Annotated in this window: 9 protein-coding genes and 1 riboswitch; of the genes, 1 reads left to right on the forward strand and 8 read right to left on the reverse strand. The window is 43.5% G+C overall.

Annotated features, from left to right (window positions below):
- The 8 genes from ACTNBF_RS04425 to ACTNBF_RS04460 all read right to left on the reverse strand — a co-directional run bounded on the left by ACTNBF_RS04425 (position 1) and on the right by ACTNBF_RS04460 (position 12,293).
- Complete coding sequence (locus tag ACTNBF_RS04425) at positions 1–1,281, reverse strand: glycine/sarcosine/betaine reductase component B subunit (protein WP_427805868.1); 1,281 nt, start codon at positions 1,279–1,281, stop codon at positions 1–3.
- Positions 1,282–1,357: 76 nt separating this feature from the next.
- Positions 1,358–1,744 (reverse strand): GrdX family protein, encoded by a 387-nt coding sequence (locus tag ACTNBF_RS04430; RefSeq protein ID WP_441088822.1) that lies wholly within the window; start codon positions 1,742–1,744, stop codon positions 1,358–1,360.
- Positions 1,745–1,948: 204 nt separating this feature from the next.
- A riboswitch (glycine riboswitch) is annotated at positions 1,949–2,072 on the reverse strand.
- Positions 2,073–2,243: 171 nt separating this feature from the next.
- The gene (locus ACTNBF_RS04435; RefSeq protein WP_427820386.1) at positions 2,244–3,605 is read right to left on the reverse strand and encodes an alanine/glycine:cation symporter family protein; all 1,362 of its coding nucleotides are present in this window, start codon (positions 3,603–3,605) and stop codon (positions 2,244–2,246) included.
- Between the two features lie 294 nt (positions 3,606–3,899).
- Positions 3,900–5,333 carry an adenylosuccinate lyase gene (gene purB, locus ACTNBF_RS04440; protein WP_441015731.1) on the reverse strand — a complete coding sequence of 478 codons (1,434 nt, stop codon included), beginning with the start codon at positions 5,331–5,333 and terminating at the stop codon, positions 3,900–3,902.
- Positions 5,334–5,392: 59 nt separating this feature from the next.
- Complete coding sequence (gene purF / locus ACTNBF_RS04445; protein ID WP_427805771.1) at positions 5,393–6,823, reverse strand: amidophosphoribosyltransferase; 1,431 nt, start codon at positions 6,821–6,823, stop codon at positions 5,393–5,395.
- 99 nt (positions 6,824–6,922) lie between these two features.
- Positions 6,923–7,684, reverse strand: a complete 762-nt coding sequence (locus ACTNBF_RS04450; protein WP_427805772.1) for a hypothetical protein — start codon at positions 7,682–7,684, stop codon at positions 6,923–6,925.
- Positions 7,659–8,942 carry a DUF5716 family protein gene (locus tag ACTNBF_RS04455; RefSeq protein WP_427805773.1) on the reverse strand — a complete coding sequence of 428 codons (1,284 nt, stop codon included), beginning with the start codon at positions 8,940–8,942 and terminating at the stop codon, positions 7,659–7,661. The genes ACTNBF_RS04450 and ACTNBF_RS04455 overlap by 26 nt, the downstream gene beginning before the upstream one ends.
- A 66-nt stretch (positions 8,943–9,008) precedes the next feature.
- On the reverse strand, positions 9,009–12,293 hold the full coding sequence (locus ACTNBF_RS04460; protein ID WP_427805774.1) for a DUF5717 family protein: 3,285 nt from the start codon (positions 12,291–12,293) through the stop codon (positions 9,009–9,011).
- A gap of 124 nt (positions 12,294–12,417) precedes the next feature.
- On the opposite strand from ACTNBF_RS04460, the gene ACTNBF_RS04465 reads away from it, so the two are divergent.
- On the forward strand, positions 12,418–12,882 hold the full coding sequence (locus ACTNBF_RS04465) for an aminotransferase class I/II-fold pyridoxal phosphate-dependent enzyme (protein WP_441088823.1): 465 nt from the start codon (positions 12,418–12,420) through the stop codon (positions 12,880–12,882).
- Positions 12,883–13,053: the final 171 nt, after the last annotated feature.

Consider the following 13,053-nt stretch of genomic DNA (forward strand, 5'->3'; position numbering starts at 1 on the left):
CTATCGTGCGCTTAAGTAGTTGAAACCTGTTTCGTTTGTAGCGCCTGTGATAGCCTGAATTTCAACTTCGATTGTTCCGTCTTCACGAAGTGAATGTTCGTTACCACCAGCGATTGTGTTTACATAATCCAGAGTTCCGATTACTTTGTCAAGCTTCGGAAGTACGATAACCTGGTTAGCATTTCCGCCGGTTACTACTGCATCTGCAGCTGGATCAGCATCAGCAAGTGACTGAGATTTTCCATCACGTCCTGCATATTCATCAGTGATGATTACAGTCTTAACGCCTTCAGCTTCGATCTTCTTGGTGTTCATAATAAGGTCAGTATCCGGGTTACCGAAACCTTCCTGAGATACGATAACTGCATCCAGATCAAGGAAACGGCACATCTTAGCTGTCCAGTCAGAAGAACGCATCTTGTCAGCAAGGTATACGTTTTCGTTTGTAAGGATCTGGCATACAAAGTTGATAGTTTTTCCGTGCTGTTCGAACAAGTCATGAACTACCGGGTTGTTCTCATGTACATAAGTTGGGTTCTTATCACATGCAGATACACAGTTACCAGATACAATAGCTCCGTCCATAACTTCTGTCGGATTCATGATTGTAGAGAGTGTCTTCTTTGCGTCAACACCGTATACATAGGTGTCATGAAGAAGTCCCTGGCTCTGTAACATCTGAACATAAGCTACTCTCGGCAGGTTCGGGAATTTTTCTTTTCCTTCCATCACGCCGTATGTTTCATAAACTTTTGTCTCATCCGGTGTAAGTTCACGAGCAAGTTCACCAAGGTAAACAGCTACTCTGAATCCTGCAAGACGAACAGCTTTTTCATAGTCATGCTGTTTGATTCCTTCAACAGGTTCACATACAACTACAAAGTTGTTCAGTTTAGAGAATGGTGTGTAATCAGCACCTGGGCCTGTCATATCGATGATACCTTCCTGGAAACCAACGATCTTACCAGCTGTAACAACAGCCATGCCTTTCAGTGCATATGTCTTACCACTTCCTACTGTATCAACCTTCGCGATAACACCCGGGAAGACTCCTCCTCTTCCTTCAACCTTAACACGTGGTTCGATAACGTCTTTAACCGGCGTAATACGTACGCTTTCGCCCGGTCTGGCAATATCAAATTTTACGCTTTTGATCTTCTCGTCTTCGAGAACGATTTCTTTTACAGCTTCTTCGGATACATAAAGAACTCCGTCTTCAATTTTGGACTCAGCTGCGAACTGAATGTCCTTGATGAAAATGTGACCCATTTCTAATCTTATCACTGTAAATTCCCTCCTTTAAAAAATTTGTTTACTATATGCCCCAAAAGTACTTTCGTACTTCTATAGCCTTTGTTTATGTCCAGCATTCAGCGGACGGTAACGCGCTTTCCAGCAGCGTGCAGTCAATCAATCTGAAATCATCATACACTTCCGGTTTGTACTTGTCCGACTTGAATTGGAATTTGCCGCATGCATGGATTGCATTCTCTATGATTTCCATAGATCGCATATCTAATTCATCGGGTTTCATAGAAATCATCACTGATTTGTATGGTGTCTCGTTCGGTTTTACACTTCCCGAAAGAGGATGTGTAAGGAGCTTATGTCCGAGATACACTCTGTCACGAACTTTTCTCAAAGTATCTTCATAGGAAAGATCCTCATATTCAACATGGTAATTCTCACCAAGTTTTTCCTTTACCAGAGTGTTGTTCGTAATAATTAGAAATCCGTCGTTCATTGTCTTCACCTTTCAGTAATAAATGTTGATTAATCAGTTTCCGAATCATCACTGTCGGAGCCGTACCTGACGGTACACAGCGAACGGTTCTGTTTACAGCACCCGGACAAAATGCTTTTAAAAAAGGACGACACAAACATTTTACTGCTTTGTCGTCCTTCTGTTTCCTGCTTCTATCCACAAACTGCCTGGATTCAGAGTGTAGTACCTTTCCTGTTCCTTTTGCCTGAAAGTTTCACCTTGTCAAGATCAGCTTACATTATCCGACATCCGGTTTGCATCTTCGGCGACTGCTGTTATGTACGCAATTCTCTCACAGGAAATATCTGCCTACTATTCAGTTAACTGCATTAAACTTGATATCGTTCATATATTAACGATACTCTTTTTAACAAAGTCAGTATAACACATCTAAAATTAAAATGCTAGTCTCTTTTATAGATTTTTACACTTTTTATTATAGATTTTTTCAATAAATATATTCCGTTACATATTGGAATTATTTGCTTGTCTTCTTTTGCTTTGGCAGGAAATTATGATAGTAATCGTTATATACTTCCTTAATTGTTCCCGTCAATGCCAATAGAGCTATAATGTTAGGAAGAACCATCAAACTGTTGAAGCAGTCTGCCATATTCCAAACGAGTTCCACTTCCTGAAGAGAACCAAATACTACGCATACACAAACAAGTACTGAATAAATCTTAACTGCTTTTCCGCCAAACAGGTATCTGATATTTGCTTCTCCGAAGAAATACCATCCGATAATGGTAGAGAATGCGAAGAACAACATACAGATTGCAATAAAGATCTCACCAAACTTACCGTATAATGTAGAGAAAGCATACTGGCTAAGTTCAGCACCGGTCTTTCCGGTTGCTCTGGAACCGGTTGTGATAATAACGAGTGCTGTCAGGTTCAGGATTACGAATGTATCAATAAATACACCTGCCATAGCTACGAATCCCTGTTCAACCGGATGATTTACTTTCGCAACAGCGTGAGCGTGCGGGGTAGAACCCATACCAGCTTCGTTAGAGAAAAGACCTCTGGCAACACCTTTTGTGATTGCAAGTTTGATCGTTGCACCAAGTGCACCACCGGCAACTGCTGAAGGATTGAAAGCGCCAACTACGATGTCCTTGAATGCTCCAGGAATTGCTGTAAAGTTAGCAAAAATAACAATCAGAGAACCGATAATATAGAACGCTGCCATAATCGGAACGATCGTCTCTGTAACTTTCGCAATACGTTTCATACCACCTGTAAATACGAACAGAGAAGCGATTGCAATGATAACACCCATAACGATCTTCGGAATTCCGAAAGCGGTGTTCCATGATGCTGCAATGGAGTTCGCCTGAACTGCATTTCCCATAAAGCCAAGCGCCAAGATGATCAGGACTGCAAATATAGCTGCAAATACTTTTCCGAACGTTCCCTTAAATGCTGCACGGATGTAATAAACAGGACCACCTGTAACTGTTCCGTCTTCTCCGACCTGTTTATACTTCTGAGCCATGCAAGCCTCACCGAAGATCGTTGCCATTCCGAGGAATGCACTAATCCACATCCAGAAGATCGCTCCAGGACCACCAACTGCGATTGCAGTTGCGGCACCGGCGATATTACCTGTACCTACCTGAGCTGCGATTGCGGTTGCAAGAGCCTGAAAAGATGACATACCGTCCTTGCCTGCATCACCTTTTTTGGAAAACAATCCTCCGAATGTTCTCCTCATACTTTCGCCAAAACCTCTCACCTGAATAAACCCTAATTTGAACGAGAACCAGATACCAGCTCCCACAAGGGCAATCAGAAGAACCGATCCAGTCAATAAATCATTGACTTTCAAAACCATGCTGTTAAATACTTCGTACACAACATACCCTCCTTTTTTGTCTCATAGATATTTTTTATGAATATCATTTGTTATATCTATAATATCGTATTTGTCTAATTTATTCAAGTTTTTTTGTTCAAAACAATCATTTTTGTGCATATTGTCTTTTTACAAAATGTTAAAATTGTCATATAATCCAACAAAAATGCCAAACCGCCCATTTTACGCGGTTTGGCACATTACGATTTTATTATAGATTTTTTCTATTTCTTAATTTTCGTCAATATATCCAAACTTTTAACAATCTGACCACTATACATTGATTTCGGCTTTGACTCCAAGAAGTTCTTTATTCTCTTCCAGAATAGGCGCAATTACATTTTTCAGGAATGCATCCACCTGTTCAGGAGAACGTCCTACATATTTAGAAGGATCCATGGTCTTCTGAAGATCTTCAAGGCTCAGGTTGAACGCATCGTCCTGCGCAATCAGTTCCAGAAGATTGTTGTCCAGTCCTTTTTCTTTCACATTACGCCCTGCTTCCATAGAAAGCTCACGGATTCTTTCATGAAGTTCCTGACGGTCTCCACCGGCTTTTACTGCATCCATCATAATATTCTCTGTAGCCATAAACGGGAGCTCAGACATCAGACGTTTTTCAATAACTTTCGGATATACAACCAGTCCATCCACAACATTCAGGCAAAGATCCAGAATACCGTCGATCGCAAGGAAGCCTTCCGGAACGCTGAGACGTTTATTTGCAGAATCATCCAGTGTTCTTTCAAACCATTGTGTGGCAGAAGTAATCGCAGGATTCAGTGCATCAACCATCACATATCTTGACAAAGATGCGATTCGTTCACTTCTCATCGGATTTCTCTTGTATGCCATTGCGGAAGAACCGATCTGTGTCTTCTCAAACGGCTCTTCTACCTCTTTCAAATGCTGAAGGAGACGGATGTCATTGGAGAATTTATGTGCACTTGCTGCGATTCCGGCAAGGACATTCATTACCCGGGTATCAACTTTACGGGAATAAGTCTGTCCGGATACGGGATAGCATGCCTCGAATCCCATCTTCTGGGCGATCATCGGATCAATCTTATCGATCTTCTCCTGATCTCCCTCGAACAGCTCCAGAAAACTTGCCTGGGTTCCGGTCGTTCCTTTTGATCCGAGAAGCTTCAGGCTTCCGAGAACATAGTCAAGATCAGCAAGATCCATGGTGAATTCCTGCATCCAGAGTGTTGCTCTCTTTCCCACCGTGGTCGGCTGCGCCGGCTGAAAATGAGTAAATGCAAGTGTCGGCAGACTCTTATACTGATCCGCAAATCTGGAGAGCTCGTCAATTACATTTACCAGTTTCTTTTTCACAAGCTTCAAAGCTTCTGACATAATGATGATATCGGTATTATCGCCGACATAGCAGGAAGTAGCTCCAAGATGAATGATTCCTTTTGCTTTCGGGCATTGCTGTCCATATGCATACACATGTGACATAACGTCATGGCGCACGATTTTTTCTCTTTCCTTGGCCACTTCGTAATTAATGTCATCCGCGTGGCTCTTCAGCTCTTCAATCTGTTCGTCCGTAATATTAAGTCCCAGTTCTTTTTCTGTCTCAGCCAGAGCGATCCACAGCTTTCTCCAGGTTCTGAACTTCATATCCGGAGAAAAAATATACTGCATCTCCTTACTTGCATACCGCTCGGAAAGCGGACTTTGATATCTGTCGTATCCCATAGTTTCTTCCTCTCTTATCATATACTTTTCATATTTGAATGCATTCGGGAATAAATCAATTATTCTTCAAACGCATGTGAAACATCTTTTCCCGGCACTTCCATCGGATAGCTGCCGGTAAAGCAGGCATCACAGTATGACAGATCGCCTACCATATCTTTCAATTTCGCAATTTCCATATAACCAAGTGAATCGGCCCCAATCATTTCACGAATCTGCTCGGTTGTATGCGAATGTGCGATCAGCTGTTCATTCGAAGGCACATCGGTTCCAAAATAGCACGGATACAAAAACGGCGGAGAACTGATCCTCACATGTACTTCCTTTGCGCCGGCTTTTTTCAGCATTTTGATAATATTTGCGCAGGTTGTCCCACGCACGATGGAATCATCCACCATAACGATCCGCTTTCCGCGCACCACTTCTTCAATTACATTCAGCTTGATCTTAACGCTGGATTCTCTCTGACTCTGCTTCGGTTTAATGAACGTTCTGCCCACATAGCTGTTTTTATGGAATGCCATTCCGTAGGGAATTCCCGACTGTTCGGAATACCCCTTTGCAGCAACAAGTCCCGAATCCGGAACACCTACCACAAGATCCGCCTCAACCGGATACGATTCAGCCAGCGCTTTCCCGGCAATGATACGGGAATGGTAAACGTTGACATTATCGATCGTGCTGTCCATTCTTGCAAAATAGATGTATTCAAAAATACATCTCGCCTGTTTCTCCGGTGCGATCGCCATACTCTTATCCGAAGTAACTCCATTTTTCGTAAAGCTCACGATTTCTCCCGGCTCTACATCGCGCACAAACTCTGCCCCCACAGCAGCCAGTGCACAGCTTTCTGAAGCAAGGAACCACGTATTATCACGTTTTCCGATACAAAGCGGTTTGAATCCGAACGGATCTCTTGCCCCGATCATCTTACGGGGACTGGAGACCACCAGCGCATACGCACCTTTAATCTTCCCCATGGCATTCTTCACCGCCATCTCGGCATTCGGTGTCTTCAGACGTTCTCTTGCAATATGATATGCGATCACTTCGGAATCGATCGTTGTCTGAAAAATAGCTCCCGTATATTCCAGTTCATGCCGGAGTTCCACCGCATTCGTCAGATTCCCGTTATGCGCGATTGCAAGAGTTCCTTTCACATAATTAATGACAAGCGGCTGCGCATTCTCAGCTCTTGTACCGCCTGCCGTAGAATACCTTACATGGCCTACCCCAAGATTCCCCTTCAGGCCTTCCAGGCATTCTTCATCAAAAACCTCATTGACCAACCCAAGCCCTTTTTTGAAGAGCACTTTCCGCTTTCCATACGTATCGGTCACTGCAATACCGCAGCTCTCCTGTCCACGGTGCTGCAAAGCAAATAGCCCATAATACACCGACGGCGCGACATCTCCACCATCCATATCGTAAGCTCCAAACACACCGCACTCTTCGCCTAATCCTGTCTCAACTCTTTCAAGTCTGCTCATTGGTCTGTCTCTCCTGTTCAATTGAATGTAGTCAATTTTTCATATTAATTCTTATTACAAAGAGAGTATAATACACCGAATATAGAAAATCAATCTTTTTTACCCTCTTCTGTATTCTCTCTTCCACTCTTCCAGAAGCTCCGGCGATGCCTTTAACGAAATTTTTCCCTTTTCCCTGGCAATTTTTTCTGCAAGTTTATTATCCACTTCAAGGAAAATCTGGTTTCCTGAGATCATTTTCTGATACTCGTCCACCGGCATATACCGGTAGCAGGCATAGACATATCCTTCCAGCATCCGGCTGTCTTCACATATCTTATATGCCTTCTCGTACATCCTGGCGGATTCCTCGTAAAGAAACGCTCTTCCATATGCACTCGCAAGACAGGCATATACTCTTCCATAAAAACGTTTGTCCACGCTGTCATCCCGCTCACTGTTCACGATCGACATATAGACAAGAATCGCGGACTCCAACTCTCCACTTTCCATAAGTGTGTCAGCCTTGTATTTCTGGCGTTCCACTTCTTTCTGGTTTTTCAACTTTTCGAGCACATTCTGAATATGAGCCAGTTCGCCCTGAGTATATATCTTGGCATCGTTCAGGACATACAGTACAAACTGCTCCACAGAAACATGATTTTTCAACATTTCCATCAAAGACTCCGCCAACGAAACCAATTCCAGTTCATCCCGGATCCAGCGGCAAAGCTGTTCGTTGATAATCGTATAATCAATCAGATACAGGTTATTACAGAGGTAATAGCACAGCTCTTCAATTGTATAAATCCGCTTGTGGATACGGGTTATTTCATATGGATGCTTCGCGCGTTTTTTATGACAAAGAATTAAACTGCCCATTGCTTCCTCCTAATTCAATCACTTTTTCCGTAAAAAATCCCGTCGGCGGGAAGAATTCTCCGAATCCCACATCCTCAAATGTTATGTGGCAGGTCCGTTCATCGGTGAACATCGTGCGTATCCGAAGCCGCAAGGCATAATTCTTACGTTCCGGAAGCCCTTCCAGTGAAACCGTCTCCACACGGAGCTTTCCCGTTACCAGAGATTCGATATGAATCTCGATATCCTGATTATCCTCCAACAGCACCTCACACTGCCGGTCCGATTCATACCAGTGTGATCCCCACGCAACCAGTGGATACCACCCTTCTTCTCCCCGGCTGCGCATTTTCAGACAGATCTGTTCCGTCATCTTCGTCTCATCCAGGTAGACCGGTCCGTCGATCAGATCCATACTGCGCTGCATCGCCGTATAGCATGCACCTTTGCTGTAGAGATTGTTTCCCATAAAGGCTCTTCGTCCGTTGCAGAGAACTCTCAGCGAATTCGGATACCAGTTATTCTCAAACCCGTCACCGGTCAGGAAGACGGAGGAAACCACTTTCTTATCAAACACGCTTTGAATAAAGCTTTTGAAATGTTCATCTGCTGCTTTCGCCTTATCCACATTTAAAACCGGATACACGGATTCCAGCTCTTCCATCTGCGCTTCTGCCACTTTATCGACCGTCACAAAGCTTTCCTTTCCTTTCCGGTAACCGGTCTTCAGCTCCCGAAGCATAAAAGCACGTATCACATCCTGATCACAATAGAAAAGTGCCGATTCATACTGCCATAGTTCCTTGGGCTGGTTAAACATATAATGGCAGAAACTTTCTTTATAATCCTGAACGTAAATATTTTCCTTCATAACACCCAGTTTCTGCCCGATTCCTTTCATTAAATAACGAATATCCTCGCTCATCTCCGGTACAGTAAAAGTGATACTTTCTATCTTTTCAAAAGACTGCAGCGTCTGCCGTATAAATTCTGCCAGAAGCCATACCGCTTCAAACTCTTCTCCCGCAATCTGAAGCCGTTCCTTTTTCAGTGCTTTCTCCCAGATATCGGTAACCTGCACACTCCCGCGTACACTGCCCATTCTTTTCGCATTTTTCCCATATGTCCACACTTCTTTATAATATGTCATTGCCAGCGGGATCTGATGATTCTCCGACCCGGTATCCAGTGTATCCGGTTCCTGCGTTTCTTCATTCAGAAAACTGATCTGGCAAATCTTCGAATTAATATCGTATCCTATGATACTTCCATGTGACATGAAGTATTCCTCCTTAAATTATCCGTAAGCATCGTGGGGCAAAAGACCTTAACTCCGTAATTTCATTTAATAAGCGACGAAAATGTCTTCCGCCAGCGCCAGTTCCGCAGCATATTCGGTCATGGCGATCTGCAATGCGTCTTCTTTCAATCCGACCATATCATTCAGCCTTCCGTAACGGCCGATCGGCTTCACCTGCTTTGGTTCATAGACATGTTTCTCCGTTACCGTAACTTCTCCATTTCCGGTTTCAGTAAAATAATACCGGAGCGATTCGTCTCCAAAGAGAATCCAGGTCTTAATATAAGTATCTTCATATGCAGGCGTTAATGCTTCCTGCTGATAATTCAGACTGTCGTTGCCATCTTTCCTGATCTGATAAGATACCGTCACTTTGCTGCCCGGTTTCGCATGATATTCGATCATCGTCTTGTCATAAAGCTGTACTTCTCTCAGCCAGGTTTCGGGATAGTTCAAATAGAATGAAAAGAAAACCTGCTTTTCACACATTTCTCTCAGAAACTCTCTCAACATCGGCTCCAGTTCCTTGTGCACTTCCCGGCTGGAATAGTATTTCAGAAGAGCGATCTTACAGATGTCGGCCAGTTCCTCTTCCTTCCGGTATTCATTTGCAATAATCGTAAAAACGCATCCTTTTACCTGACGCCCGCATACCACATACTCGCGCGATACATAGGCCAGATATGCCTGTTTCAGGCGGAAATAGGTGCGGCCCTCATAATAATCCGCAAATATTTCTTCTTCTCCGAACATCATTTCAGAGAAAAGCATCTGCGTGATGATACGCTCTGACAGTTTATAAGTGGTAATATCGTAATCTCTCGCCTTATGCCACAATTTCTTCATATCTTCCGTAGCGCCGCAATAGTATTCGGCAAGATACGTCAGTGTCACTTTATCATACTGATCTCGTTTAAAGAGTTCAAAGCATACATAACTCAGGAAATCGTCTTCCTCATATCCTTCTTCCCGGATCCGCATACTGCAGAGGCGGAAAATATCCGCTTCCTCAAACGCATCTATTCCATATTCACGGATACTCTTCCAGTTTAATTCTTCCTGTTCTCTCTTGTATCCACCATCGCCGTTTTCAAGCTGGTATTTGCGGAAAATTTCCATATAACGGCTTTCATAAAACAGCCGGATTGTATCATAGGGAATCGAATCCACATAATGCCTTCCTTCCTTGGACTCCCACACAATCCGAGAGTCTTTACTGTATAAGTAAACGATCGTTCCGGCAGGATTATAGGCCACTCTCTGTCCAATCGTCCCATCCGGTTCCAGAACCAGGATATACGCCATATTCTTCATAGGCGTTTTTACTTCGTAAGCATGACAGATATCGTACATCGCCTTCATCCGTTCCGGTGTCATATCACGCTCGGTGCAGCAGCGTTTGTAAATGATCCGAAGCGCCTCATTGATTCTCCGCTGTTCCAGCTGCTCCCACGCAAAACGCTCCATCTGTTCACGATACGCTGCATACAATGGTCCTGTCTCATCCTGATAGGAAATCATATTCGCATACAGTACCGCCGCTTTTTTATAATTCAGATTATTTCCATGCATAAAATACAGATATACCGATTTCGGAAATTCTTTTTTGAGATGATCATCGTCGATCGTCATCATATAATACTCATACAGCTGCGCAATCTTAAGATCGGCTTCGACTGCTTTTTCATACCATTCAAAGCAATCCGGAGTCGTTCTGTTTCCGCGGATGAGCAATGTACAAATTGCAGTGAGAATCATGGTATCCGGATACATCGCATACACTTTTCGAAGGACCCGATCCAGATTCTTGTCGTAATTTCTCTGCTGCGTCGCAAGATTTGCCATATAAAGCGCAATGTCCTTGGTGAGTAATTTATATTTCACAGCAAAATTCAGGATCTGCACCTCAAAAGAGCCGAGCTTCTTCAGCGAAGTCGGATGTTCCAAGAAACAGCGGTATGCCTGCCAGTAAAGGATGATCTGATTCGCTCCGTTATAGTAGTGTCGTTCCAGAACGTGGAGTCTCTTGCTGTAATTCTTATATTCCGGATCGATCTCGACCAGCATACAGACAAGCTGCCATGATCTAGGCCGCTTCATATATGCTTTATTCAGTTCTTCCACCACTCGATTTACATGGCTTCCTGTCTTGCGGATCAAGGCTGTAAGATACAGGTAATATGCAGAAACGATTGCATCCTTTCCAATCCCGAAACGACTGTAATTATAGTCGTCCAGAATATCATTTGCCTCGCTGACCTCTCCGCAGAGCAGGTGCATATGTGCATCGATCAGCGGATACACATCGCCTTCGCCCGTGTAGATATCCAGCTTCGAGAGCTTCTCTCTCGTATGTTCCGCCCATTCTTTTACCGGAATTCTTCCCGACATGCTGGCGAGAAACTCCTTCATCACCTCTGCAAAGATCATATCCGCATCTCTGTGGTCTTCCGCATGATCCTTGTGATCCGCCACCATGATCTCATAGGTCAGTGATTCATACGGACTCTCAAACACGATCTTTCCGTAATTGTTCCCGGCATGGGTCTTCTCCGGATGGATGATATAGCTGAAATCATACAGATTTCCGACAAAATCATCTGTCGAAAAATTGTCTCTTGCAATCTGGATAAACTTCCCGTCCACATGGACTCTCACCGGCATATATCCCCAGGTATTCTTTGTAAAATGAATGATCTCTTTCGTCGCTTCCTTCAGGTTACGGAACGTTCTCTGAGTCCTTCCCATTGTCAGGAAAATGCACTCTTTCTGCTTGATTCCCACCAGAAACTCTTCCATTGCCTGTTCGCCCAGCGACCATTTTCGCATATTATCATAAAGGGCGCGGATCCGCGGCTCTTCATACTTAATCACTTCATAGAAATCTCTGGAACGGAACAGTCTCTGAGCCTCTGTAAAATCCTGAAGTGCCAGTTTCTTAAAATCACGGGTATTCTGCACCTTTCCATAAGAAGTCATGATATATGGTTTCTCTATAATCACAGTGTATGTTACTTCAAATTCTCCGCCACTGCACACGATCGTAAATTTCCCTGATTCTACATGTCCCGGCTTCAGTCCCTTCCCGTCATATGTGAACCAGATTTCTACCGGATTCCCCTCAAATCCCTGTTCATCAAGATGTACACGAAAAGAAGAAGGATATACAAGTCCTCTGATATCTCCTTCTTTCCTGTTCTTCAGGGTAAAGCATCCGCGATACACTTCACCTTCTCCAATTGTCAGTACGAGATTCGTCTCCGGAAGTACAATATCCGGTCTGGCCATGCCAAAATCTCCCTTGGAAAATCGTTTAATTTTATTCTTCATGCTAAGCCACCTACTTCTTGCATTGCATTTTTTCAAAAAGGCATTATAATGAATTATAACATTATTCGACTTATCAGGCAACGCAAATCTGAAAAAACGTACTTCAGAAAAGGAGAACTATATTATGAATACAAAACCACAATTTCACGGCAGCGATCTGGAAGCGGTCGAGGCCTATTACCACATACCAAAAGAGCAGATCGTAAGCTTTGGAGCAAATGTCAACCCACTCGGACTTTCTTCCTACGTAAAAGAACAGCTCGCCGCGAATCTGGATGTCCTGTCCTCATACCCTGACCGGAATTACACCGAACTAAAGACTGCGATCAGCCAATATCTTGGCACACACGGTTCCTGTGATGCCAAAACTCCATCTCCGGAACATATCATCGTCGGAAATGGCTCCACGGAACTCATTTCACTTCTCATTCAGACTAGACGCCCCAAAAAAGCGCTGCTTCTCGGCCCTACCTATTCCGAATACAGCCGGGAGCTTACCCTTACAGAAAGCACTCTTTCCTATTATAATTTAAAAGAAGAACTGGATTTCCATCTGGATATTCCCGGGAGTTTGACAGTTAAACAATAGGAAAAGTACTTGCAGGCCGCATAAAACCTGTTTTTTTGTGTCAATTTTTTGGTTTTATTGTATTGTATTTTATTGCAATGTATGGTATAATGTGGAAAAGGGGGTATTTCCTATGAGAGTTATTACATCCAAATCAAAAAATGCTGAATCCTTTTATATCTCAAAAGGATA

It is taken from the genome of Bariatricus sp. HCP28S3_A4 (genome assembly GCF_052066395.1).
Classification (GTDB): Bacteria; Bacillota; Clostridia; order Lachnospirales; family Lachnospiraceae; genus Allocoprococcus.

Excerpts from the sequence above, each read along its gene's own strand:
- ACTNBF_RS04430 (WP_441088822.1), bottom strand. The coding sequence starts at position 1,744 with ATGAACGACGGATTTCTAATTATTACGAACAACACTCTGGTAAAGGAA.
- ACTNBF_RS04435 (WP_427820386.1), bottom strand. The coding sequence starts at position 3,605 with ATGGTTTTGAAAGTCAATGATTTATTGACTGGATCGGTTCTTCTGATT.
- purB (WP_441015731.1), bottom strand. The coding sequence starts at position 5,333 with ATGGGATACGACAGATATCAAAGTCCGCTTTCCGAGCGGTATGCAAGT.
- purF (WP_427805771.1), bottom strand. The coding sequence starts at position 6,823 with ATGAGCAGACTTGAAAGAGTTGAGACAGGATTAGGCGAAGAGTGCGGT.
- ACTNBF_RS04450 (WP_427805772.1), bottom strand. The coding sequence starts at position 7,684 with ATGGGCAGTTTAATTCTTTGTCATAAAAAACGCGCGAAGCATCCATAT.
- ACTNBF_RS04455 (WP_427805773.1), bottom strand. The coding sequence starts at position 8,942 with ATGTCACATGGAAGTATCATAGGATACGATATTAATTCGAAGATTTGC.
- ACTNBF_RS04460 (WP_427805774.1), bottom strand. The coding sequence starts at position 12,293 with ATGAAGAATAAAATTAAACGATTTTCCAAGGGAGATTTTGGCATGGCC.
- ACTNBF_RS04465 (WP_441088823.1), top strand. The coding sequence starts at position 12,418 with ATGAATACAAAACCACAATTTCACGGCAGCGATCTGGAAGCGGTCGAG.